This window comes from Thiorhodovibrio frisius, assembly GCF_033954835.1.
Lineage (GTDB): Bacteria > Pseudomonadota > Gammaproteobacteria > Chromatiales > Chromatiaceae > Thiorhodovibrio > Thiorhodovibrio frisius.
The window spans coordinates 2,086,496-2,112,033 of sequence record NZ_CP121471.1 but is presented as its reverse complement, the minus strand read 5'-3'; the positions used below and the strand labels follow the sequence as shown (position 1 = coordinate 2,112,033).

18 protein-coding genes and 1 pseudogene are annotated in these 25,538 nt (G+C 60.3%); 7 read left to right on the top strand and 12 right to left on the bottom strand.

Going from position 1 to position 25,538, the window contains the following annotated elements; genetic code table 11:
• Nucleotides 1-8: 8 nt before the first annotated feature.
• From Thiofri_RS09895 to trxA, 10 genes are all read right to left on the bottom strand, one after another.
• Nucleotides 9-803 (bottom strand): bestrophin-like domain, encoded by a 795-nt coding sequence (locus Thiofri_RS09895; protein WP_009151240.1) that lies wholly within the window; start codon nucleotides 801-803, stop codon nucleotides 9-11.
• Nucleotides 804-870: 67 nt separating this feature from the next.
• Nucleotides 871-1,914, bottom strand: a complete 1,044-nt coding sequence (locus tag Thiofri_RS09890) for an HAD family hydrolase (protein WP_009151239.1) — start codon at nucleotides 1,912-1,914, stop codon at nucleotides 871-873.
• A 261-nt stretch (nucleotides 1,915-2,175) separates the two neighbouring features.
• Entirely contained in the window at nucleotides 2,176-3,972 is a 1,797-nt protein-coding gene (locus tag Thiofri_RS09885) for a sulfatase-like hydrolase/transferase (RefSeq protein ID WP_143742096.1), read from the bottom strand.
• 460 nt (nucleotides 3,973-4,432) lie between these two features.
• Nucleotides 4,433-5,788: a magnesium transporter gene (gene mgtE / locus Thiofri_RS09880; RefSeq protein WP_009151237.1), complete on the bottom strand. Its 1,356-nt coding sequence runs from the start codon at nucleotides 5,786-5,788 to the stop codon at nucleotides 4,433-4,435.
• 113 nt (nucleotides 5,789-5,901) lie between these two features.
• Nucleotides 5,902-6,945, bottom strand: a complete 1,044-nt coding sequence (locus Thiofri_RS09875) for a M14 family metallopeptidase (protein ID WP_009151236.1) — start codon at nucleotides 6,943-6,945, stop codon at nucleotides 5,902-5,904.
• A complete protein-coding gene (locus tag Thiofri_RS09870) occupies nucleotides 6,945-8,366 on the bottom strand; it encodes a hypothetical protein (RefSeq protein ID WP_009151235.1) in 1,422 nt (473 codons plus the stop codon). Before Thiofri_RS09870 ends, Thiofri_RS09875 begins: the two co-directional genes overlap by 1 nt.
• Nucleotides 8,367-8,402: 36 nt before the next feature.
• Entirely contained in the window at nucleotides 8,403-9,077 is a 675-nt protein-coding gene (murU, locus tag Thiofri_RS09865; RefSeq protein WP_009151234.1) for an N-acetylmuramate alpha-1-phosphate uridylyltransferase MurU, read from the bottom strand.
• Nucleotides 9,074-10,471 (bottom strand): paraquat-inducible protein A, encoded by a 1,398-nt coding sequence (locus Thiofri_RS09860; RefSeq protein WP_009151233.1) that lies wholly within the window; start codon nucleotides 10,469-10,471, stop codon nucleotides 9,074-9,076. Before Thiofri_RS09860 ends, murU begins: the two co-directional genes overlap by 4 nt.
• A gap of 39 nt (nucleotides 10,472-10,510) precedes the next feature.
• The gene (gene rho, locus Thiofri_RS09855; protein ID WP_009151232.1) at nucleotides 10,511-11,767 is read right to left on the bottom strand and encodes a transcription termination factor Rho; all 1,257 of its coding nucleotides are present in this window, start codon (nucleotides 11,765-11,767) and stop codon (nucleotides 10,511-10,513) included.
• Nucleotides 11,768-11,987: 220 nt separating this feature from the next.
• A complete protein-coding gene (gene trxA, locus Thiofri_RS09850) occupies nucleotides 11,988-12,314 on the bottom strand; it encodes a thioredoxin TrxA (RefSeq protein ID WP_009151231.1) in 327 nt (108 codons plus the stop codon).
• A 351-nt stretch (nucleotides 12,315-12,665) separates the two neighbouring features.
• Between trxA and Thiofri_RS24745 the strand changes: the two are divergent.
• A pseudogene (locus Thiofri_RS24745) lies at nucleotides 12,666-14,071 on the top strand (DEAD/DEAH box helicase).
• Here Thiofri_RS24745 and yrfG read toward each other — a convergent pair.
• The gene (gene yrfG, locus Thiofri_RS09835) at nucleotides 14,068-14,781 is read right to left on the bottom strand and encodes a GMP/IMP nucleotidase (RefSeq protein WP_009151229.1); all 714 of its coding nucleotides are present in this window, start codon (nucleotides 14,779-14,781) and stop codon (nucleotides 14,068-14,070) included. The pseudogene Thiofri_RS24745 and the gene yrfG overlap by 4 nt on opposite strands.
• 232 nt (nucleotides 14,782-15,013) lie before the next feature.
• Nucleotides 15,014-15,523, bottom strand: a complete 510-nt coding sequence (locus Thiofri_RS09830; protein ID WP_323706231.1) for an STAS domain-containing protein — start codon at nucleotides 15,521-15,523, stop codon at nucleotides 15,014-15,016.
• Between the two features lie 264 nt (nucleotides 15,524-15,787).
• Here Thiofri_RS09830 and Thiofri_RS09825 point away from each other — a divergent pair, with 264 nt between their 5' ends.
• The 6 genes from Thiofri_RS09825 to Thiofri_RS09800 all read left to right on the top strand — a co-directional run bounded on the left by Thiofri_RS09825 (nucleotide 15,788) and on the right by Thiofri_RS09800 (nucleotide 25,424).
• Entirely contained in the window at nucleotides 15,788-16,447 is a 660-nt protein-coding gene (locus Thiofri_RS09825; RefSeq protein ID WP_009151227.1) for a response regulator, read from the top strand.
• A gap of 233 nt (nucleotides 16,448-16,680) precedes the next feature.
• A complete protein-coding gene (locus tag Thiofri_RS09820) occupies nucleotides 16,681-16,998 on the top strand; it encodes a DUF2934 domain-containing protein (protein ID WP_009151226.1) in 318 nt (105 codons plus the stop codon).
• Nucleotides 16,995-21,134, top strand: a complete 4,140-nt coding sequence (locus Thiofri_RS09815) for a CheR family methyltransferase (RefSeq protein ID WP_009151225.1) — start codon at nucleotides 16,995-16,997, stop codon at nucleotides 21,132-21,134. The genes Thiofri_RS09820 and Thiofri_RS09815 overlap by 4 nt, the downstream gene beginning before the upstream one ends.
• Nucleotides 21,135-21,273: 139 nt before the next feature.
• Complete coding sequence (locus Thiofri_RS09810) at nucleotides 21,274-22,719, top strand: TrkH family potassium uptake protein (protein ID WP_009151224.1); 1,446 nt, start codon at nucleotides 21,274-21,276, stop codon at nucleotides 22,717-22,719.
• A gap of 592 nt (nucleotides 22,720-23,311) precedes the next feature.
• A complete protein-coding gene (locus Thiofri_RS09805) occupies nucleotides 23,312-24,607 on the top strand; it encodes a tyrosine-type recombinase/integrase (RefSeq protein ID WP_009151223.1) in 1,296 nt (431 codons plus the stop codon).
• A 190-nt stretch (nucleotides 24,608-24,797) separates the two neighbouring features.
• Nucleotides 24,798-25,424: a hypothetical protein gene (locus tag Thiofri_RS09800; RefSeq protein WP_009151222.1), complete on the top strand. Its 627-nt coding sequence runs from the start codon at nucleotides 24,798-24,800 to the stop codon at nucleotides 25,422-25,424.
• Nucleotides 25,425-25,538 lie beyond the last annotated feature (114 nt).

The window sequence follows — 25,538 nt, the reverse complement described above, 5'->3', positions numbered from 1 at the left end:
AACAGCAGCTACTGCCCAAGGTCCTGCTGTATTTGGTCAATGAGCGTCTGGATAACCTCCTGGTCCACCTGGATAAAGCCGGACACTGGGTGGTCAATATCCACAAGCAGCAGCATGACACCGGACAGAACCAGGGCGAGAGCCGTCATCCGCGAACGGCTGATTCTCCCTGAAATGCCGGCGTTAAAGCCGCCGATTGCCAGAGAAGCTGTGGCGATGATCACCAAAATGGCGAGCACAATGCCCGGTAGTCGGTAAAAAACATTCCAATTGCGCAGGCGGTGCGAACCAAAAAGATCCGTCACCGCCAAGCCGAGAGACACATCGAACGCACCAGCCTCCTTCTCTTGCACAATCTCTTCGGTAAGCTGCCAGATCGCGGCTGCCGCGCGCGTCGACTCCTGGATCAAATCCTGGAGCTTTTGGGAACTGAGTGCGTCACTTCTCGTAATGACCTGAGTGCGCGCGTACTCAAGCAGCGCCTTCTTTAATTTCTGATCCTCAGGTTTGGCGACCAGATCGGCCAGCAGAAACACCTTGCCGATCGCATTCGCGTCAGTGATCACGGCCTTCTGCCGGGACTGGTGATTGCCCACACTGGCTGAGAAGGTCAGCGCCAGGATCAGCCCAAGCAGCAGCAACATCGACGAGAGAACGACATTGCCCCCACCGGCCTCCGCGCTCTCCCAAAATTCCTTGGTGCGATGCCCGGCGCGATAACCGATCTCGATCGCGATCATCACGAGGACGAAAAACAGCAGAACCACGCCCCAAATCGGAATTTGATAAAAAAAGGAGGTCATCTCTGTTTATACCAATCGGAAATTGGTCAATTGTTGGATCGCTCGTCAGCGGGTTGCGTCCTGGCGCTCATTGATCAGGAGCGAAGATGCGCTTCCAATCGTCCTTTATGCTGATCACGGACCAGCCCTTAGCCTTGGCCTCGTCCATCAGGTCCTGGCTGAAGGTGCCGAACTTGGTGTCGGGCAGCCCCTCGGCGGGGCCGTAGGCGTATTCGCGCTTCGCGTCGTCGTGGAAAACCAGCATCATCAAGCGCGCGCCCGCGCCTGCGCCAGTCCATTCGAGCATCTGCCGGTCGCCATCGGAATTGCCGAAGGCGGCGATGGGACGCTTGCCGATGAACTGATTGATGCCGACCGGCTTGCCCGTTTTGTCGTCGATGAAGTTCACCTCGGGTTTACGTATCAGCTCGGGCTTGCCGTCGACCACCTTGTACTCGGTCTTGATCGATGAACCGATCACCTGCTGTGCGGGTATGCCGTAGACCTCCATGGTCATCGGCCGCATGAACTCGATGCCGCCGCCGGAGACGATGTAGGTGGTGAAGCCATTGTCGCGCAGGTAGTCGAGCAGTTCGAGCATCGGCTGGTAGGCTAGCTCGGTGTAGCGCCGGTCGAACTTCGGATGCTTGGCGGTCTTGAACCAGTCGGTCACGATCTGTTCAAACTCGGCCGTGCTCATGCCGGCATGGGTCGCCATGACCAGCTCAAGAATGCCCTTTTCTCCGCTCGCCGCAATGCCGGCCAGATCGTTGGCAAGCACCGACTTGAAGGGCTCTGTCGTCTTCCACTCCGGGTGCTGGGGAGCCAGCGCCTTCACCCGGTCCAGGGCAAAGGCGAGCTGGGTGTAAATGGGGTGCGACGGCCAGAGTGTGCCGTCGTTGTCGAAGGTGGCAATGCGGTCCTCAGGCGGCACGAAGTCGGGCGAGCCTGGCGTGGTGACCTTGTCCACAAACTCGATGATCGCCTGTTTGCTGTCACCAGTCGTCCAAGACGCTAGTGGGTCAGTGTCTGCGGCAAAGAGCGCGCCGGTCGCGCCGAGGCCAGCAAGCACCAGCGCCGCAGGCCACAACAGGCTCAGCGGCTTGCGGTTACCTTTGATTTTGGTATGCATTTGGGTATCACCTTTGGTTAGGGTCGCAGATGTTGCGGGCACTTCTGGTGCGCCCGCAGGGAAAGCCGATCAGGTACTGCTGTATAGAGAAAGCATGCAAGGCACAGCCAAGCGGCTTAGCCGCATGCACAGTGTTCGATGGAGCGAAATAGCTTCTAGCAAACTTCGCGCAAAACATAAAGACGCATGATCCGGGATGACCAGGATCATGCGTCATGGGTTGCCCGGCGTCATGCGCCGGGACAGTTCAAAACACGCGGATCAGGGGGTTGGACGCCCCATACCTCGCTCATCAAGCATCTTCTGCACGGCCTTTTGCTCTTTCGGCGCAAGGTCATACATCGGCGGGTTGTTGCTGATAAAGCCGATCTTGAACTGCGGCGGATACTTCATCAGGTCGGCCATATAGGCGCCAGCCGCTCCCTCGAGCGGAACGTACATTGGAATATGGCGAACACCGATGCTCACGTCTTCCTGTGGGTTAGTGTAGAGATTAAACATAATAGCGCCGCCACTTTCGGTGAAGACCGAACCGCTGAAGCCGCCAAAATCGCCTTTTTGCACCACCCCGTTCTCAATCTCCCCGGTCCAGACCAATTTGAACTCATCGATCCGAATGCCACCGAAGTACTGGTTGATGGTGTAGGGACGACTGCGCCGGCTTGACAGACCATCATCGGCCAGCAGGAAGGGCAGCTGATCGACGCCGTCGATGTAGGTAACGTCGGAGAACTCTCCAGCCAGGTCGGCCCCGGAAACGCCGGTCATTGACATCACGGTGGGCAGAATATCGGCAAAGTCGAACAGGCCATCGGAGCGACGTGACGGGATCATGCCTTTCCAATAGGCGAAGGTCGGCACGCGCACACCGCCTTCCCAGCTCGACCCCTTACAGCCGCGGAATGGGGTGCGACCATGCGGCGGGATTTCACATTCCGGCCCATTGTCGGAGGTGAGCAGGATCAAGGTGTTCTCAAGCTGGCCGGTTTCTTCAAGCTTGTCGACCAAGGCCCCGAAGATATCATCCATCTGCACGATGCAATCACTATAGACGGTATGCGCGGCCGATTTGCCCAGGTATTCATCGGGCGGATAGTTGTCGAAATGGCAACCACGGGTGGCGTGATAGAGGAAGAACGGCTCGTCGCTGTCCTTCATTTTGTCGAGAAAGGCTAGGCTGACGTCCTTCCAGTGGGTGTCAAGGTCTTTGATGTAGTCGAGGTCGATCAGCTTGCCGTCCTTGCATTGCTCGGTGTCATCGGCGGTGCAATGGACCTCGTGGTGGTCAAAGCCATCCTCCTGCATCATCTTGAAGCGCGCCGGCGAGAGAGCGACCTCGGGGTTAAAATAGAGATCGCGCCATTCGGTATACATATCCGAGACGCCCAGAAAGCCGACATAGTCGTCATAGCCGACATTCTGTGGCAACGAGCCCTTGTTCTCACCCATGTGCCACTTGCCAACGCCCTGGGTGACATAGCCGTGTTTCTTGAGCAGCTTGGGCAAGGTGATGGCACCGTCAAGGCCGCCCGGCTCGCCATACATCGGCGGGCGCAGGATGCCGTGATGCAGCGGATTCTGACCGGTGTGAATGGTCGCGCGACTCGGTGAGCAGGACGGCGTCGAGTAGGCCGAGGTCAGCAGCAACCCGTCTTGCGCCAGCTCATCCATGTTGGGCGTGGCATTACCGACGGCCACGCCACCGCCGTTGAAGCCGGGATCCATCCAGCCCACGTCGTCGAGCAGGAAGATCAGCACATTGGGCTTCTTGCCGGTTTTCTTCTCCAATTCGGCGAGCTTCTCGCGCGCGGCGTTCTCTTGCTCCGGATGGGCGATGACCGGATACATGTTGTCGGCCGGCTTCTCGGCCTTGAGATGAATGAAATGCCCAGGAAAGTCATACCCCTTGGCCGAGGTTGGGCCTGTGGTTGCGCCGCGCGGGTTGGCGGATTCTGCATCCGGGGCCGCCGCCGCGTAGGGCAGCGCAAAGTTTAAGGTCAGGGCGACGGCAAGCGGGGCCGTCAGTCGATGGCGCAAAGCATCGGGTTTTGCGAGCATCGGCCCGCCATTGTGGTATGGATCAACAGACATAAGCATTACCTTTTGGATCGTAGGGAATTCGCCTCCGCTGGGAAGCCGGTGGGAGGCCGAATCAATAAAGGATCGAAAGGATGAAGCGACGCACTCAGGCTGAAGTCTGAATGGAGTAGGAAGGACTGGAACCCTCATGTGAATCACAGGGATTCATTATCCAGGGTGATCGGGACCATGAGCGTTAGGATTTGGAGCCTTCGTAATGGAACTTCAGCCCGCGACACGACGCAACCCGGAAAGACTCTAGGCGGTCTTGGCAGAAATGCCTATGCGTAAGAATACCTAGACTACGCGCGAAATCCGCCGACAATGGTCTCGAAATACACGGCAGCGTCCATTGCTTGCTTTCTAAACTTAAGCGTCTTAAGCGTCCGTCACCCAGCCCACAATCGAAAACGAGTTTGCAATTGGGATACCGATGCGCTCACAGCAAAAACAGGGTCGCCAGACCAAGAAACGCCATAAAGCCCACCACGTCGGTCACCGTGGTGAGAATGACACCGCCAGCCAGCGCCGGGTCGATGCCGAGGCGGCGCAGCAGTAGCGGCAAGAGCGCACCGGTAAAGGTGGCGACGAGCAGGTTTAGCGCGATGGCCACCGCGATGATGAGTGCGATGTCGCGACTGCCGAACCACAAAAACGCAATTCCGGCCACCACCAGCGACCAAATGAGGCTATTGAGCAGTGCCACGGCCATTTCCTTGCCGAGCAGCCATCGGATATTTTTCACCGAGAGCTGGCCGATGGCGATGCCACGGATGGCAAGCGTGAGTGTCTGGGTGCCGGCGATGCCGCCCATGCTGGCGACCACCGGCATCAGCACCGCCAGGGCGACGATCTGCTGAATGGTGGCCTCGAAGCGGCCAATCACCCAGGCAGCCAAAAAAGCCGTGAGCAAATTCACCCCCAGCCAGAGCGCGCGACGGCGAGCGCTGAGCAACACCGGAGCGAACATGTCCTCGGTCTCGCTCAAACCCGCCTGCCCCATGAACTGGTGCTCGGCTTCCTCGCGGATCAGGTCCATCACGTCATCGACAGTAATGCGCCCGAGCACCTGCCCCTGATCGTCGATGACCGGGGCCGATACCAGATCGTGCGCCTCGAAACGACTGGCCACCTCGCGGGCGTTGGTGGTCGCGAGAATGGGCTGCACATCCAGGGTCATAGCCTCGGCGACAGATTCGTCGGGATCGTGCGTAAGCAGATCACTCAAGTAAAGAACGCCGAGATAACGGCCAGCCCGATTGACGACGATGAGATTGTCGGTCAGGTTTGGCAGCCCGTCTTTGTAACGGCGTAGAAAGCGCATCACCACGTCGAGCGTCACCTCCGGGCGCACGCTGACGGTGTCGCTGTTGACCAGAGCGCCGGCGCTATCCTCCGGATAAGCCAGGGAGATTTCCAGACGCTCGCGACGTTGCTGGTCCAGGCTGTTTAGCACCTCCCAAGTGATGGTGCTCGGCAGATCGCGGATCAGGGCGGCCAGGTCGTCGGAGTCCAGGCTTTCGGCCGCAGCCAGAATGCGGTCCGAGCTCATGCGGCTTAAGATGTCGTCGCGCACATCGTCGTGCAGATAGAGCAGCGCTTCACCCTCGATGTTCGGGTCAAGCAGCTCCCACAGGAGCTGACGCTGCGGCGGCGGCAGGGACTCAATCACATGGCCAATCTCGGCCGGATGCAGCGCATTAAGCATGCGCTGGGCTTTTTTGACCGAGCCGGACTCGAGCACGGCATGCAGGGCATCAATGCGGTCGGTCAGAGGATTGCTCTCGGGTTCCATACAGCGGATTTCCTGAGTGTTTGGGCTTTATCTGTTTGCGCCCATTATGCGGGTTTTGCGCCCGATTCAAGCTGGCTTCAAGCTGGCTTCAAAGCCGGCGGCGAGCGAGACGATCAAGCGCCGATCTTGTAGCGTTCCATCAGGTAGCACAGGCAGTCCTGACGAATGACCCGCTCATCGCGGGTAAGCATTGAGGGCATGGCAGGGATGCGCAGGCGCAGTTCGCGTTCCTTGAGTTCAAAGAAGCGCGCGCCAACATCCTGGCCGTTTTCATCGCGCACATCGAACGCGGCCTCCTTGGCCGAATCCAAGCGAGCGAAGGGCGTGCCGGCGGCAAGCTCGCGGAAGTTAAACTGTTCCAGTTCAGGCGACAGCAGCAGCTCGGCCGCGCGGGGAGGAAAGCCGAACTCCAGTCCGGTGGCGATCTTAACCTGGGCCACGGTGTGGAAAAGATCGATATCCTGCGCGGGTGGCGGCTGGTCGCTCAGTGAGTCCAAGTCCAGACAGCTGTCAATGTAATTGCGCGCATGCTCAATGCCATACTGCTGGCCGGCTTTGCCGCATTCGAGTGTCACCGCCGGGCAGAGTTCGGCAAAGGCCTGGGACTGCACCCCGCGCGGGCGGATGAAATACACCACAGTACGCGAAAAGAGCGCGGCAAGCTGCAAAAAAGGCGGCTCAATGCGATTGAGACAGCCATAGTGCGGGTTGTTGCCAGTATTGTTGTGCAAATCGATGCTGGCAAAGCAGCCGCGCGCCGACATCCGCTCGACCACGCGCGCCATGATGGCATGCTCCGGTGTCGTCGGCGCAAGCTCGCTACCGGGCCAGACGCGGTTAAAGTCCGGCTGCTCTGGCAGGTGGCGCAGACCAACTGCCGCCGCAGCTGGATTACCGATGAACAGACTGAGCGCCCGTGGTAGCCGCCCTGCCCCGTCTTTTCCAAGACGCTCGCGCAACACCAGGCGCATGGCATCCCAGCCGACGCTTTCATTGCCATGCATCAGCACTGAGACAAAAAGCGCTGGCTTGCGCTCACCTGAGAGGTGGATCAAGGCCGGGCCACCGAGAATGGACGCAAGCGACTGGCTGTCGCAATCGAGCAGACCGGGAGGGAGCTGGTTGAGCTCGATGAGTGACAGCTTTGGGGGCGCCATTAGTCCAGCGTCCACTCGTGCACCGGACGGCCGCTTTCCTGTTTGGCCAAATAGGCTTGGGTCAGCTCGTCCCAGCGGGTGCCGTGACGCGCGGCCCAAGCGCATTGCCAGGCCGAACCGGTGCGACCAAGGCGGGCACGCGCAGCAATAATGTCGAGCCAGTGGCGAATTTCATCGCGGTCGATGCCAAGGTGAGTCAGACCCTCGCGCGCTAAGGGGACCAGTTCGTCCTCGATCAGCCGCGCGACTGGAACTTCAGCACCGTCGCGCCAGACCAGTCGCGCCTGGAGACCATACTGGGCGGCGCGATAGAAATTGCGCTTGGCCTGCCAGAACCGCAGGCGTTCCTCCGCTGGTTGCTCGGCGATGGCAAGCCCGTGCAAGGCGCCGATAAAGAATGCCGCATTGGCCAGATTGTCGGCGACCGTCGGCCCGGCTGACAGCACCCGATGCTCCAGGCGCAAATGGGGCCTGCCATCGGGCTCAAAGCCGATCAGCGGGCGATTCCAGCGCCAGATGGTACCATTGTGCAAACACAGATGCGCCAGGGCTTCGGGCGGGGTATCGCTCAGCTCCGGCAGCAGCACCGAGTAGCGACTGACATTGGCGCGAAAACATTCCATCACCGAGCCCTTGGCATAACGCACACCAAAGCCAAAACGTTCCCGCAGCGCCGGGCCACCAACAGACACCGCCTGCTCAAACAGCGGAATACGGCTTTCAGCCCAAAGTTCGCGCCCGAACAGCAGGGGCGAATTCGCCCCCACCGCCACCATGGGCGCGGACAAAATTTTAGCGGCATTGTAGTAGCGTGCCGATTCCGCCGCCGTCATCTTGAGGTGAATCTGAAAGGCCGTCGCGGCAGCCTCCAGCATCACATTGGGCTGCAACAGCTGGACTTGCTCCTCACCGCTGATGTCGATGCGGATTGGCCGGTCGCGGCGCAAAGAAAAAATTTGCTCGTTCAGCGCCTGGAAACGCTGACGCTCGGTCATGCGCGCGAGCACCAAGTGATCAGGACGCAGGGTGGGCAGAATACCGATGGCGACCACCCGCGCCCCGGCCGCCGCTGATGCCTGGCGACAACGGGCCAGACGGGCATCGAGTTCTGCGGCAAGCTGACTGAAAGCATTGCCCTCGAGACGGCGCGGCGTGGTGTTGAGCTCCAGATTAAAGCGCGCCAGTTCAGGCACCACCAGCGGATCATCAAGCGCGGCCAGCACGGACTCAATGGCATCCGCCGGCGCGCCATGGCGGTCGATCAGGTAGGTTTCGAGTTCAACGCCCACCTCTCGCGGGCCAACAGCCAATCCATCCTCGGCAAAGAGACGCGCAAGGCTCTCGGTCTCCTGCTCCAGGCGCTGCTGAAACTCGGTGAAATCAGACGACTGAAAGCGGCTGTCGGTGATCTCTTTTCCCATGGGGTTAGTCAGCGCGCGCTAGGCTGTGGCTGGCATTCAAACATCGGATTTCAGGATTTTCTCAAGCTGCCCCAGACGCTCGGGCGTGCCTATGTCCATCCACTGCCCTTTGTCATGGTAACCACTGGCGCGCCCCTGACTGATCGCCTGGCGGAGCAGGGGCGCGAGCGGGAAGGCGCCGGGCTGACAGCTGGCAAAGAGCGCCGGGTCATAGAGACCGACTCCAGCAAAGGTCAGCCGTCGTTCGCCCTCGCTCAACAGCTTGCCATGATCGCCAAGGACGAAATCTCCTTGCGGATGCTGGGGCGGGTTATCAACCAGCACCAGGGTGACCAGATCGCCAGCGGCGAGGCGCAGCGCGCTATAGTCGATGTTGGAAAAAATATCGCCATTGGTGACCAGGAAAGGCTCAGGGCCGAGCAGCGGCAGGGCTTTGAAAATTCCGCCGCCGGTCTCGAGCGCTCTGCCCTCACCCTCGGGCGAATAGCAAATACGCGCGCCAAAACGCTGGCCATCGCCAAGCGCCTGCTCGATCTGGACGCCAAGGTGGGCGTGGTTGATGACCAGATCGCGAAATCCCGCGCGCACGAGCCGCTCGATCTGATACTGAATCAGGGGTTTGCCGGCCACCGGTAGCAGCGGCTTGGGCGTGGTATCGGTCAGCGGACACATGCGGTTTCCGCGCCCGGCGGCCAGGATCATGGCTTTCATGCGCCCGGCTCCCGGGTTCGCTCGGGGTTTGGCGCCCGGTTTGGTTCCGGATTTAACTTGGAACTGGACGGCGCGCGGTCGGCTTCCAGCAGGGTCGAGATGGTGAGACTGCCCAACACAAAGCTCAAAAACATGAAAAAGCCAATCGAAAGTCGCGTGCCGTTGGTGGTTAGCACATCAAGGCTGGCCGGGGCAGTTTGACCGCCGGCCAGAGTCAGGAGTTGACTGTCGATCAGCCCGTCAAAGCCAATAAAGGCCATAAAGACAGCCACCACCAGCACATCCGCCATCGACCATTTGCCCGAGCGCAGGGCAAAGAAGCGCACAATTGACCGCCAGGCGCCGCCCTCTGTGCCCACTGGAGCGCGGTAGTACAGCAGACTTGCGAGAGTTTTCAGCGTTGGGAACACCAGACTAAAAAGCGTGATCAGCACCGCCACCAACAGCATGTCAGCAGCGCCAGTGCGGGCCAGGAGTACCACAACGTCCATGATGCTTTTGCTCTGAAAGTACAGCACCTGGTCGGTGAAGCGCACCGGCTGATCAAGCAACAGAAAGCTCAGCTCGGTGATGCGCGCTTCAATCTCCAGCATGGGCGTGAGCACGCCGATAGCGAGCAACACCAGCGCGGCGCCTGTCAGCAGCCCTAACACCTCTGGCAGCAGCCGCCCGGCCGTTCGGGTCCACAGCAGATTGAGCAAAAACAGCGCCAGCACCAGGCCGAGCAGCAGGAGTGCATTCTGCCGGCTGCACTGCTCACCCGCCTCGATGCGGGCTTGCAGTTGCTCGGTACAGTCCACGCCAGTGTCGCAGCCATAGCGCATGAGAATGGCATTGAAAGCGCTGTAGTCCACCTGCGCCAGACTGGTCGCGGTGGCCTGGTTTAGCACACGAGTCAGATAGCCTTTGAGTTCGGCCTTGGTGTGCGGCTGCTCCAGCTCGAACAGCACCTGATCGGCATAATAGGGCACCCGCGCGCGCAGGCTGTCGAAGTCGATCAGCCAGTCCTGCACCCGCTGTTGCAGGCCACCCTGCACCCGCTCGATCCAGTTGCTGCCTGAATGATTGCGCCGTTGCAGGTAGCCATCCACCTCCACCAAGAGCCGATCAATAATCTGCTCCACAGCGAGCTTCAGGCCCGGGCGACTCTCTTCGGTAACCTCAAAGCTGTCGATTTTGCGGGCAAGAATATCGCCCAACTGCTCCACCCAGAGTTCGGCATTGAACAGCCCGTATTTGACATCGCGCAGCTCGGCCAGCGCGGTCTTGTCCTCTTGCAGGGTGCGCAGATCGGAGATGAGCACAACACCCAGCCAGACTGCGGCACCCAACAGCAGCGCGGACAGCACCGCAGACGCCAGACGCCGAGCGGGAGGCGGACTCACGCGCGTCATGGCAGCAGCGCCTGCCACAGGCCCGTTAGCGCCCGAAGCCTAGCCGCGCATGGAATCGAAGAACTCGCCATTGGTCTTGGTATTCTTGAGCTTGTCGACTAGAAACTCCATGGCTGCGAGTTCGTCCATCGGGTGCAGGATCTTGCGCAGAATCCACATCTTCTGCAGCTCGGCCTGGGCCATTAGCAGTTCCTCGCGACGGGTACCGGAGCGATTGATGTGAATGGCCGGGAAGATGCGCTTCTCGGAGATGCGCCGGTCAAGGTGAATTTCCATGTTGCCGGTGCCCTTGAACTCCTCGTAGATCACATCGTCCATGCGCGAGCCGGTGTCGACCAGGGCGGTGGCGAGGATGGTCAGGCTGCCGCCCTCCTCCACATTACGCGCAGCACCAAAAAAGCGCTTGGGCCGCTGCAGCGCATTGGCATCCACACCACCGGTCAGCACCTTGCCCGAGGATGGCACCACGGTGTTGTAGGCGCGCGCCAAGCGGGTAATGGAGTCGAGCAAAATGACCACATCGCGGTTGTGCTCGACCAGGCGTTTGGCCTTCTCGATGACCATCTCGGCGACCTGCACATGGCGCGTGGCCGGCTCATCGAAGGTGGAGGAAATCACCTCGCCGCGCACCGAGCGGGCCATTTCGGTGACTTCCTCTGGCCGCTCGTCAATCAGCAGCACGATGAGATAACAATCCGGATGATTGTGCCCGATGGACTGGGCGATGTTCTGCAACATCATGGTCTTACCCGCTTTGGGCGGGGAGACAATCAAACCACGCTGGCCGCGACCGATGGGTGCGACCAGATCGATGATGCGCGCGGTGATGTCCTCGGTGCTGCCGTTGCCGATCTCGAGCCCGAGCCGCTTTTGCGGGAAGAGCGGCGTGAAGTTCTCGAACAGAATTTTGTTCTTGGCAAGTTCCGGCCGGTCGAAATTGATGTCGCTGACCTTGAGCAGCGCAAAGTAACGCTCGCCCTCCTTGGGGGGGCGGATCTTGCCCGAAATAGTATCCCCGGTGCGCAGCGCAAAGCGGCGGATCTGGCTCGGGGAGACATAGATATCGTCAGGCCCGGCAAGGTAGGACGCATCGGCTGAGCGCAAAAAGCCAAAACCGTCCTGGAGAATTTCCAGCACGCCGTCGCCGGAAATATCCTCCCCACGTTTCGCCTGGACTTTCAGGATCGAAAAAATCAGATCCTGTTTACGCGAGCGCCCTACCCCTTCGATCTCCATGGACTGCGCCAGCTCGACCAGGCCCGGGATGGGCATTTTCTTTAATTCAGTGAGATTCATTAGACGTGCTCGAAAACCGCATGGAAGATGCCGCCGTCCGGGCGACCCTGGCAAGGTCGGCGAAGCGGTGCGGGATGAGGGCGGAGGAAGGAACGGGCGTCGGGGACGACGACCGCAGGTCCACAGCGGAGGTTGGGGCAAAATGCCAGTCAGTGAGCCGCAAGCGGGTGACGCAACACGCGCCCGGAAGCGTCGCGAGTTGCACGGTCGCTGCGGGTGTCTAGAGATTACTGTCGATAAAGGCCGTCAGCTGAGATTTGGACACGGCACCGACCTTAATCGCCTCGGCCTCGCCGTTCTTGAACAAAATCAGCGTTGGAATGCCGCGCACGTTAAACCGCTCGGTGACAGCGCGGTTCTCATCGATATCTACCTTGGCCACCTTGACGCGCTCGCCGTATTCCTCGGCAATTTCCTCAAGGATGGGGGCGATCATTTTGCAGGGTGCGCACCAGTTGGCCCAGTAGTCAACCAACACGGGGGTCGCGGACTGTAAAACGTCCTGTTCAAAAGTATCATCCGTTACATGGAGGATTTTATCGCTCACAGTGTACAGTCTCCGTTGGGGAATCAGCTTGGTGGGTTTGGGATTGCAGTTCGCTCGCGAGTCTGGCGGTTACCCGGCGGCAAGGCGGTGCCATGCGGCGGCCGAACCTGGGTCGGTGTTTGCGAACTGAGTCGGGAAATTGGCTTTACTGTCGCCCCTTAGCGGGCCAAAGGGAGCCGGTATTGGCAGGCCTGACAGGATCGGCGACGGTGGGCAGGAGATAACCGGTTGAGCCGGTGATCTCGCGTTGTACCAGACCCTCGGGTAAGATGCTATTTCAGCCAAAGATACCAAGTTTTGCAAGTCCTGTCGTCAAATGGCGGCAAATGATCGGAGCGATAACAATTTTTCATGTCTGAAACCCACCTTACCGAAACCCGGTTCGACAGCTTTGCACTCGACCCGCGCATTCTCGACGGTCTGAACGAGGCCGGCTTTAACTTCTGCACTCCCATCCAGGCCCAGGCCCTGCCGATCGCCCTCGCGGGCCGCGACGTTGCTGGCCAGGCGCAGACAGGCACGGGCAAAACCGCCGCCTATCTGGTCGCCGCCCTGCACCATCTGCTGCGCCATCCGCCTGATCCTGCACACCCGCCGCTCGGCCCCCGGGTGCTGATTCTGGCCCCCACTCGCGAGCTGGCGGTGCAGATTCATAAAGACGCACTGGTTCTTGCCAAGCATACCGGCTTTCGCCTGGGTCTGGCCTACGGCGGCACCGGTTACCAGCAGCAGCGCGATGAGATCGGCGCCGGCGTGGATATCCTGATCGGCACCCCTGGGCGACTCATCGATTACTTCAAGCAGCGGGTGTTCGACCTCAAATCCATCTCGGTGGTCATTCTCGACGAGGCTGATCGCATGTTCGATCTCGGCTTCATCAAAGACATCCGCTTCGTTCTGCGCCGCATGCCGCCGCCCGAGCAACGCCTCGGCATGCTGTTTTCGGCCACCCTGTCCTATCGGGTGACCGAACTGGCCTACGAGCACATGAACGATCCGCAGATGGTCGAAATCCGGCCCGATAAGGTCACCGCCGATCGGGTCACCCAGTGCTGCTACATGGTCGGCAATGATGAGAAAATCCCCCTGCTAATCGGCCTGCTGCGCGGTATCGACGATGGCCGGGTGATGGTCTTCATCAACACCAAACGCCAGGCCGAGCTGGTGTGGGGTTACCTGGAGGGCAATGGCATCGAGTCCGCCGTGCTCTCAGGCGATGTCCCACAGAAGCAGCGCCTGCGCCTGCTGCGCCATTTTCAGGAAGGCAAGCGCCGGTGCTGGTCGCCACCGACGTGGCCGCGCGCGGGCTGCATATCCCCGATGTCAGCCATGTCATCAACTACGACCTGCCAGAAGACTCCGAGGACTATGTCCACCGCATTGGCCGCACCGCGCGTGCCGGCGCCAAAGGCGACGCCATTAGCTTTGTCTGCGAGACTTATGCCTTCTGCCTACCAGAGATTGAGGACTATATCGGCGCCAAAATCCCTGTTGGAGCGCTCAGCAACGACCTGTTCGCCGAGATCGCCCCCTCAAGCCGCGTTCGCCCGCCGCGCCGCGAAACGCGCGACAGGGACGGCAGAGGCTCGCAGGATCGCAAGCACAAGCCAAAACATCATCACAAAAGCGATGATGCCAAGGGAGACCAAGACAAGGAAAAGGCAAGCGGCGATAAACCGAAAAAGCGCCGACGTAGAGGGTCCAAACCAAAAACAGATCAAGGCCAACCTAGCGAGAACTCAGCTCCGGCTGACTAAGCAACCGCCGCCTGCTGCGAGGTCGACGCACCCGCGAGTTCCGCAATCAGCGGCGCAAACCCAAGCGCTGCGGGAAACTCGCTAATCTGCGCCGGAGGCGACTTGGAGTCCGGCTGTAACATGGCCAACAGCCAGCGAAAACCATAGTCTGCCGCCGCGCGCAGCACGTCCAGATTATCGTCAACAAAAAGCGTGCGCAGGGGATCGAAAGGCTCGACCTCCTGCAAGGCATTCCAGAAGGCCGCCGCCTCCTTGGGGTGCTTGAGATCGTGCGCGCTGATCACCCGCTCGAAATGCCCGGCCAAGCGCGTGCGTTCCATCTTGAGCGCCAGTGAGCGCGGATGAGCGTTTGTCACCAACACCCGGCGCTTGCTGCGCGCCGCCAGGGCCTCCAAAAACTCAGGCACGCGCGGATGCACGGCGATCAGATGCTCTACCTCGGCCTTTAACAGCGCGATATCCAGCCCAAGCAGCTCGCTCCAGTGGTCGATGCAATACCAGGCCAGAGTGCCACGCTTGGCCCGATACTGGTCAAACAGAAACTCCCGCGCCTTCGCAGGCGCTAGGCCGCGCTCCTCGGCATAGCGTCTGGGCAGATGTTCAAGCCAGAAATGATTGTCGAAATGCAGGTCGAGCAGGGTGCCGTCCATGTCAAGAAACACGGTGTCGATGGCGTCCCAATCACGCTCGAGCGGATGGCTTAGTATCATGAATATCCAAAACGACGCTTGTCTGACTGTTCAAGTGTCGCACAGGATATTCCTATCATCATCGCTGTAGCAAATGAGTGTTCCGTGTTGTGCGCAACCCCGTTGATATTTCGGCTTGTTCTGGGCCGGGTGACGGCCAGGGGGTCACGGTGGCAGGAATGCCGCCTGAGCCAAAATGCGCCAAAAACCGATGTCACTTGGGCATCAAGCGCGATTCTAACCTTCTCACTGGTCAGTTGAGTGAGGAAATGTGCAAATGAAAACAGGCATCCAGGCCTTTTTCATTCAATCGCTTACGCACTCCAGCACCAGCGTTAACGATATGCAGGTTATCGCGCAGTTTTCCGGCCTTTCGATACAGAAACAGCAGTAATTCCAGGCCAGAGTCAAAGACCCGCCGCGTGTTTTTCATGTCGATCACGACACAGCCGGTCTGATGTTGATCAAAGCGCGCCGCGTGAATCGCCTCCTGCATCATGTCGAGCGAGGCAATATCCAAGCTTGAGTCAGCCTGCACCCAAACGGCCTCCTGCAATGCCTGGTCAAGCTTGGCGTTAGCGCGTGATCGCAAGCGACAAGAAACGGCAGAGCGCTGACGCGGCAGCGTGGCTCTAATCTGAGCGGATGCCCGACCGAATACTTGGCTGGCCGACGGCGGAATCATTGGCCTATCCGACGCGGTTTGATCGAGCGGCTTGGAATATGGCATGACGATCCTGCTCCTGCGTGGCGAGTCGGGCATCAGCAATAAAGCATGCCCCGCTAAACGGATTCAGGGACGCTGACGGGTCTCTGATTTAGAGTATGACTGAGCGCGCCCATATCTGGCATCGGGGATTCCCCGATGTTGTCATCGGCGAAAGACTGTTAGCTTTCATGCAAACCCAGCAAGAATATCTGGGATCACGCTACACCTTTTTTCTGCCCACTAACCACTATTCCTGCCCCACTAACCACTCGCAACAAGCCCCTGGGCAATGGGCTTGCACTTGCGCACAGACCATCAATGCATACTGAATCGGACTGTAAAACCCTGGTGATTGTGGATGATCATCCTCTGGTGCGCGAGGGCCTGAAAGCAGTTCTCGCGCGCGAACAGGGGCTGATCGTGGTTGGCGAGGCCGGCAACGTCGGCGAAGCAATGGCGCTGATTCAGGCCCTGGCGCCAGACATGGCCATCATCGACCTGGCCCTGGCGGACGGCGACGGGCTCGACCTGATCAAGCGGCTGAAAGCACATTGCCCGAACCTCAAAATGTTGGTCTGTTCGATGCGCGATGAAGCACTCTTTGCTGAGCGCGCGCTCCATGCCGGCGCCATTGGCTATGTCCATAAAAGCGAGGTGGCACTTCATATTATAGACGCGATTCGCGCCACCTTGATGGGACGCATGTTTTTGAGTCCGGCGATGGTCGAGCGCTTGCTCAAGCGCAATGGTCCTGGACAGCAGCCCGCAGGGCTTTCTGTGGACAATCTTAGTGATCGCGAACTGCAAGTGTTCGGCCTGATCGGCGACGGCCAATCCACCGCCGAGATCGCGCAGGTCTTGCATCTGAGTGTCAAAACGATTGAAACTCATCGCGAAAACATTAAACGCAAACTACAACTGGGCAATGCGGCAGAGCTGACGCGTTCTGCCATCATCTGGTCGCAAACCCAATACTGACATACCAAAATGGTCACTATCTGTGGCTCGCCTTAGCTGCGACATGGGGGATACCCTGATACCAGCTTCCTTGTCCACCCCGAAACCCTTTGGCACGCATCTCGGCTAGGCTACTGCCCACAAAGCGACAGATCGGGTCGCCACAGTCGACAGCGATCTGGTCGACCATCTGGCCCAGCCCGGCCGCAAACGAAGCCTGAGCTTTTCATGCATTTGCCCCCAGGAGGCTGACCATGCCTTTTTCGTCATTCTCGATTGACCGCAACACCTTGCAAGACCGGCGGACCTTGAGTAATCGTCGGCACCTGGGTGAAAGACGCAACAACCAAGAGGACGCGCTCGTACATCATGCGGGGCCAGCCGAGACAGCCTCCCTGCGCTTCGCCTCGCCACCCGAGCAGGAAGTCAATGGCCCCGCCATGTCGCAAACTCATTGGCAAGCGGTGGCTGAGGCGGCCTATTTCAAAGCGGAAAAGCGCGGCTTCCTCGGCGGTTCCGAAACCGAAGACTGGCTGCAAGCCGAGCAGGAAACACGTTCGGCCCTTGAATGACGCCACCTGCAACAAGAATACTGGCTCTGGTTCCGGCACCAGAGTCAGCAACAGCATCAGCAGCTCCGGACCCTGACCGGCAGCCGCTGGCCGTGGTTGGCGTGCTGGCCTCCGCCGGAGGCCTGGACGCCATGCGCGCACTGCTCCAGGGGTTGCCCACCGCCAGCGGTATCGCCTACGTGCTGGTGCCTCACCTCGATCCGCACCGCGCCAGCCTGCTACCGGAGTTGCTCAAAGCATTCACCACAATGCCGGTGGCGGAGATCGGCCCTCACTCCCCGCTAACAGCCAACTGCGTGTCTATCGGACCGTCGAACTTTGCCGTGACCTTAAGCGGCGGGCGACTGCGTCTGCACCCAGCCGCAGATGTGGCGACGCTAAGACAGGGCGGGGGCGACGCCTTTCTCTGCACCCTGGCCCATGGCTATCGCGAGCGCGCCATCGGCGTCATCCTCTCCGGCACCGGAATACATGGCATCGATGGCCTCAAGGCCATCAAGGCCGCTGGCGGGCTCGCACTGGCGCAGACCCCCAACAGCGCGGCCTGCGAACAAATGCCGCAATCCGTACTCGACGCCGGGCTGGTCGATGCCTTACTGCCGCCTCAGTTGATGGGCGAGGCCATTCAAAGCTATGTGACCAACCTGCATTCTGTGCTTCAGCCGGCCCTTGCGTTCAGTCACCCTACAAACTCCCCGCCGACCACAACCGATGTCGACCTCGAGGTCGAGGAGGCACTGCTCGACGAGGTGCTCCTGACGCTGCACAAACAGATCCACTGCGATTTTAGTGGCTATCGGCGCAACATGGTTTGGCGCCGGGTCAAGCGCCGCATGGGCCTGTGCCGGATCAACCGCAGCGCGGACTACCTCGACTATCTGCGCGCCCACCCGGAGGAGGCGCGCGAACTGTTTCAGGATCTATTAATCGGCGTGACGCGCTTTTTCCGCGATGCGAAAGCCTTCGCCGCGCTGCAACAGGCCTTGTTCGCTCCTGGCGCGTCGTCACTGTTGGAAGCGCGCTCAATCCGCGTCTGGGTGCCGGGCTGCGCCACTGGTGAAGAGGCCTATTCGCTAGCAATCCTGCTGTTGGAACAGAGCGCGCACATGCGGGTGGCGCCGAGCCTGCAAATCTTCGCCACCGACATTGACCCAGGAGCACTAAAATCCGCCAGGCGTGGCGTCTATCCCGACAGCATAGCCACCGATCTAGGGGCCAACCTAGGCGCCAATCTGGGCGCCGAACGCCTGGGCCGTTTTTTTGTGCGCGAGGGCAAGAACTCCTTGCGTGTGACCAAGCAAGTGCGTGAGGTGGTGCTCTTTGCCTGCCAGAATCTCATCGCCGATCCACCTTTTTCCAATCTCGATCTCATCAGTTGCCGCAACCTGCTGATCTATTTCAAGCCGAAGGTACAACAGCAGATTCTTGGCCTGTTTCACTTCGCGCTCAAGCCCAACGCCACCCTACTGCTCGGCCCGGCCGAGACCATCGGCCGGGCCACCGACCTGTTTGAGACCCTGTCCAAGCCCTGGCGGTTGTTTCGACGCATCGGTCCGACCCGGCATGAAAATCTCAGATTCCCGATCACCGCAGACCCCGCTCAGCGCACCTCCGATCAGCCCTCCAAACCCATGCCTACCTCTGGTCCAACGCTCGAAGAACTTGCCCGCACCCTGCTGATGGAGCAATTCGTACCCGCCTCGGTGCTGGTCAACAGGCAACTTGAGATTCTGTATTTCTTTGGTCCCACGGATGATTACCTGATTCGCCCCAACGGCCCACCGAGCCTTGACCTGATCACGATGACACGCCAGAGCCTGCGCGCGCGTCTGCGTGGTGCCTGTCTTCGCGCCCTGAGCGAGAACAGCGACCAACGTCTGGAGGATCTGCACCCACAGGATTCTGGCCCGCCACGCCCGATCGACATCCGGATTCGCGCCCTGCGCAATCCTGCCGCCGCGCGCGGTCTGCTCCTGATCAGCTTCCTCGACCAACCGCCGTTGGAGCCCGCCCCAGCCGTGGCAGATGCCAGCACCGCCGATGATGCCCAGAGACAACGGCTGGAGCGCGAGTTGCAAATCGCGCGGGAGGATTTGCAAAACACAGCAGAAGGCATGGAGCACAACAACGAGGAACTCATGGCCGCCAACGAGGAGGCCATGGCGATGAACGAAGAGCTGCAATCAGCCAACGAAGAACTGGTCAGCTCCAAAGAAGAATTACAATCGCTCAACGAAGAACTGAGCACGGTCAACAGCCAGCTGGAAGAAAAAATCCGCGAACTGGAGACCAGCGGCAACGATCTGCACAACCTGATTTCTAGCGCCGAGATTGCCACGGTGTTTCTCGACACCGCAATGCATATCAAGAGCTTCACGCCCAACAGCGCGCGGCTACTGAACCTGCGCTCGGGTGACGAGCAACGCCCGCTCAGCGACCTGGCGCCGAACATCGATGACCCCAGGCTCCTCGAAGATGCCCAGCGCGTGCTCGACACTCTGACCCCGAGCGAACGGGAAATTGCCGGCGACCTTGACACCCGCTACCTCCGCCGCATCCTGCCCTACCGAACGCGGGACAACCGTATCGACGGCGTGACCATTAACTTCATCGACATCAGCGCCCGTGCCGAAGCCGAAGCCGCCATCCGACAAAGCGAAGCGCGCTATCGCATCCTGTTCGATGACTCGCCTATGTGTTTGATGGAACTGGATTGTTCCGAGTTGAAAGGCTACCTGGAATCCCTGCGCACCAGCATCAACCAGCCTATCGGCGAGCCGCTGCGCACCCAGGCAGGCTGCCTCGACGCCTGCTATCAGCGTATTCATCCCGTTGCTGTCAATCGCGCCACAATGGCACTGGTGCGGGTCAATTCGCTACAGGAACTCACCACCGGTCTACCGCACCTGTTCCCGATCCAGTCGCCGGATCAACTGGCAGATTTAATCGAGTCGCTCCTTGCTACCCCGGAGCAGATCATCCACGAAGGCGTGCTGCACGACAATGAGAAACGCGAGATCCCGGTGCTCTGCGTTCTTGTCCCAGCCCCCGGCGCCGAGACCAGCCTGGCCCGCGTGCTGGTCGCGCTCATCGACATCAGTGATCGCAAGGCTATCGAAACCGAGTTGCGGCATCGCGAAGAGCGGCTTGATGCCGTAGTGTCTAGCTCCACGCACGGCATCCTGGTCGTTGACCAGGCCCAAAGACTCCGGGAGCTGAATCCGGCGGCAATGGAACTCTTCGGCGTCGATCAGACCACCATGCTTGGCCAACCACTTGAGCGCCTGATCCTGCCCGATGACAAAGTCGCCTCGCCCAACCTGTTCAAAACCGGCATCAGCGCCGTGCCCTGCGATGGCGAATGGCCGCACGGATGCATCGGCGTGCATGCCAACGGCACTCACTTTCCGCTCGAATTGTCCATCTCCGCTATCGGCCATCTTGAGCTTTATGTGCTCTGGGTACGCGACCAACGCCAACGCCTGCGGCTGGAACGCGAAGTGATCGAAGCCAGCACCCGCGAGCAAGAGCGCATTGGGCGCGATATTCACGACGGACTCGGACAACAGCTCACCGGCATCAGTCTGCTCGCCGCGCGCCTGGCCACCGGCCTGGCCCGGACCAAACAAGACGATGCCAATCTGGCCGCCGCGCTCTCCGAGCACATTCAGCAGGCCCTGGCCGACACCCGCGTCGTCGTCAAAGGCCTGGCGCCGGTAGAAATCGTGGCCGACGGCCTACCCAAGGCACTCGCCGCGCTGGCCGAGCGCATCGATGCGACCAGCCCTGAGCTAAGCTGTCAGTTCAGCGGCGACATTGAGTTCAGCGGCGCCGACCAGCACGCCGTCGCGCATCTGTTTCGCATTGCCCAAGAAGCGGTCCACAACGCCGTCAAGCATGGAAAGCCCAAGCAGATTGACATCCGGCTGGAGGAGACCGAACACCGAATGGTTCTCTCCATCAGGGACGACGGCTACTGGAAACCACCCGCAGCAACCGAAACCGGCCAGTTCGGCCTGCACATCATGCGCTACCGCGCCAGCATCATCGGCGGGCTGCTGGATATCCAGATCGGCACCCAGGGCGAACAGCACGGCACCCTGGTGCGCTGCGTCTGCCCGCGGAACAGTGACTGACCGAACAGTGAATGCGGGTTGAAGCAAGCCCGGCCAAGCTTGAACGCGCCACGCGAATGCAGAATGTCGCTGAACAAGAGCGCCGAACAAGGCTAAAATCGCAGGTTGCCACCACCCTTTACCTGTCGAGTCTTTCGCCATGCACTGGCGCACTGTCTTTCGTCTCTTTGGGCTGTTATTTCTATTCTATAGCCTAAGCTTTCTGCCCTCCCTTGGCGTCGCCTGGCTCTATCAGGACGGTCAGATGAAGGAGTTCGTGAGCTCCTGGCTGCTGTGCGCCTTGCTCGGTCTGGCGCTGTGGTTGCCGAATCACGCAAAACGTCAGGCGCTGTCGGTGCGCGAGGCCTTTTTTGTCGTCGCCCTGTTCTGGGCGCTCATCGGCGCCGTTGCCGGGTTGCCATTTGTGCTGGGGCTGCATCTGTCCGTCACCGATGCAGTGTTCGAGTCCATCTCCGGCTTCACTACCACGGGCGCAACCGTGATGACGGGGCTCGATAGCTTGCCGCCGTCCATTCTGTATCACCGCCAGCAAATCCAGTGGCTCGGCGGCATGGGCATGATTGTGCTGGCCGTGGCCATTCTGCCGCTCATGGGCGTGGGCGGCAGTCAGCTCTATCGCGCTGAGTCCTCCGGGGTGGCAAAGTTTGAGAAACTCACCCCGCGCATTGCCGAAACCGCCCGCTCGCTCTGGGGCATTTATGTCGGCCTGACACTGGCTTGCGCACTGGCCTACTGGGCTGCGGGCATGACGCTTTTCGATGCCGTGGGACACGCCTTTGCCACAGTCGCGACTGGCGGCTTCTCCACCCATGACGCCAGCATCGGATGGTTCAACAGCCCCCTGATCGAGAGCATCGCCATTGTCTTCATGCTCGCTGGCGGGGTGAACTTTGCCGTGCATTTCGTCGCCTGGAACCGCCGCAATCCCCTCGTCTACCCGCGCGATCCGGAGGCACGCGTCTATGGTGGGCTCTTTCTCGGCGGCAGCTTGTTTGTGGCGCTGAGCCTGCTATGGACCCAGGCTTACCCCGGTTTTGCGGAGTCCCTGCGCTACGGCGCCTTTCAGGTCGCCTCCATCCTGACCAGCACCGGCTTCGGCACCGCCACCTTTGGTGAATGGCCACGGCACATCCCGCTGACGCTCGTAATCCTGTCCTTTATCGGTGGCTGCATCGGCTCCACCGCTGGCGGCATGAAAGTCATGCGCGTCATGCTCATGGCCAGGCAGGGAGTGCAGCAGTTGGTCCATCTCGCACATCCGCGCGCCATGATGACGCTCAAGCTTGGCGGGCGCCCAGTCGACCAAGACACCCAGTTCTCCATCTGGGGCTTTGCCGTGCTCTATACCTTCGTCACCCTGATGCTGACCCTGGCGATGATGGGACTAGGGCTGGACTTCACCAGCGCCGTGGGTGCCGTAGTCGCAACCATCAACCTGCTCGGCCCCGGGCTGGGCGAAGTAGCCTCAAGCTTCGCCGGCGTCGATGACGCCATCAAATGGCTGTCACTCTTCGCCATGCTAGTCGGCCGCCTCGAGGTCTTTACCCTGCTAATCCTGTTCCTACCCGCCTATTGGCGGGGATGACATTGGGGTGCGTGCAAGAACAGTGAGGTGGAGGACACCCAATGGGTCCACCTCAACCGGCTTCTAAGTGCCCTGACTGACCCGCCTGCTGCGCCACTTCCGCGACTACCGGAGCCAAACCAGGCCAGTCACCTCGGCACCCAGCTAACCGGCACCGACAGAAGAGAAGCAGCACCCGCCGCCAAGCGGGTTTTTTATGTCGCCAAGAACGGCTACACTAGAAAGGAATGCCTTGGTCGAACAAAGGCATATTACACGCGCTTGCACAATACTTGGCTGTGACCTAGCTCGCGACCTAAACCGGCCGACCAAGAAAAAAGCCCTGCCGCCAATAGCTGCAAGGCTTTTTTTGTTGGAGCCGATGAGCGGATTTGAACCGCTGACCTACTGATTACGAATCCATTTACCCCACTTTTTTACCGCCCCCGCCAATCCTTGCCCCAGTTTCTAACCCCTTGTCTTGACAGTGACTAACAGTGGCGTAAACTGAAGTTGAGCGACATTCGGCACCCAAGAAAAGCCGTTCTGTACTGGGGCAAAACTGGGGCACGCTCGCCTTGCCCCAGTTTCACCCGCCAACGAGGGGCACGCCATGCCAAGCGCAACAGACAAGCGCATCCGCGAGGCACTCACAGACAAGCGCATCCGCGAGTATCAAACGCCCGAGAAGGGCAAGCGCATCTACTGGGACGCGCACCGGGACGCCCCAAAGGGTTTCGGGTTGCGTGTGACATCCGCTGGAACCAAAGCCTTCGTCTTGCGATACCGCGCGAGAAGCGGGCAAGAGCGCATCCTAACCATTGGCGAGTTCGGAGCCGCCTGGTCGCTGACAGCCGCGCGCATTGAGGCCGCTCGGTTGCGCGCCCTGGTGGATCAAGGCAAAGACCCGCTCGGAGAGAAACACGCCGCCCGCGATGAAATGACCATCGCCGCCCTGGTGGATCGATTCTGCAAGAGCCGCGAGGGCCGCTTGCACACCGCCAATGAAGCGCGCGGCTACCTCGAACGCGATCTGATCCCCGTTATGGGCAAGCGCCGCATCGATACCGTCAAGCGCTCGGACATCATTAGCCTGGTGGAAGCCCGCGCGCTCAAAGCGCCCCGCGCAGCCGCCCTGCTGCTTACCTACATCAAGCAGCTATTCAGCTTTGCCGAGGATCGCGAGCTGCTGCCCCTGTCGCCAGCCACCGGCATCAAGCCCGCCAAGATCGACAAGGCACTGAAACCGCGCAAGCGCCGCCGCGTGCTCGACGATGATGAGATTCGCGCACTCTGGAATGGCGAGGCAGGGACGCGCGGACTCACCTTGATCGCGCTCAAGCTGATCCTACTCACAGGCCAGCGCCCAGTCGAAGTGCTCGGCATGTCCTGGTCGGAGATCGATGGCGAAACTTGGATCATTCCCGCCGCCCGCCGCCGCAAGACGGACACCGAGCACCGGGTTTATCTCACAAAGACAGCGCTCGCCTTGCTCGAACAGGCCAAGGAGGAATCAGCGCGACTTGCCACCCGCCGCAAATGGAAGCCCAGCGACTTCGTTTTCGTGCATCGCGATGGAGGCAAGCCGGCAACCGTCGCGGGACTCGACCGCGCCGTGGCTCGCGCCGTGGCACCGATGGCGAACAAGTCGAATGCAGACTGGGGACACTGGACCCCGCACGATCTGCGCCGCACCTGCCGCACCCGTCTAGCCGCCCTGGGAGTCAGTGAAGAAGTGGCCGAGCGCACCATCGGGCATGGTAAGACCGGCGTGGTCGCGGTCTACAACCAGCACGACTACAGCGCCGAAAACCGCGCCGCCTGGGAGAAGTGGGAGCGCGCCTTGCTCGGTATCGTGGGGAACACCGTTAGTAACGTGGTCCCCTTCGCCAAGAGCGCTGTCGGCTAAAAAAACGCGATTGAAAAACGCCCAAGACCGAACTGCAAAAACTGCAAAAACTCGCTTTCGTGTCCGGCGCGCCTGCAATAGCAAGGCTTGCCCGTTAAGACCGGACCCAAAACGAAAAAGGCGCCAAAGGGGGAACAGCCCTTGGCGCCTGGTCGCGAAACACCTTCCTTGCTCTATGAGATGAAACGCTGTGAATAATGATAGCACCGATGATGCCGAATGCTTGGTCAATGTCCGCGTCGAATTCGACATCAATGTGAAGAAAGCGACAGCCAGCGAGCTTGTCGCCAGCGGCAAGGAAGCGCTCAAGCGCGAGGGTTTCGGCTATCCCCCGCGCCGCGATTTTCTCGCCGCCCGCCAATGGACCGCAAAAAGTGCAGCGCATCTAGCGCTTGGAGTTGACCCCCTCGGTAGCTTGCGCGACTGCGACCGCGCGGCCATTGCCCCGGCTGTCGAGAACCTGGAGCGCCTATTCCTGGCAACCGTGGGCGATTCAGCCCCGCCCGCCGATTGGCTCACCACCTTTCGCACGCTCGGAATCGACTCGCCTTGGCCGACCGACCCACCGGAGACAGACACCCATCAGAACCCAATGGACGCGCGCACCGCCGCCCTGGCCGCGTGGCTCAAGGCCCAAGGCATCCCGCGCGCGGACTGGCACCGACTCAAGACCCGGCGCGGACTGAGCAGGAAGAAGCTCTATCACGCGCTCAAGGATCACCCGGCTTTCATCGCGCGCGAGACAGGCCAGCCGATCAGTGAAACCAGCTTCATTGCGCACTTTTGGAAGCAGCAAGGCATCGCCGCGCTTGAGTGACAGCACAGGGGGGACAAAGGAGGGGGACAAAAGAGGGGATAGTGTCCCCCCTTGCGTGTCCCCCCATGCCGTGTGTTCCGATGACGCCACCTAATGACGACTCGCGTTATCGGA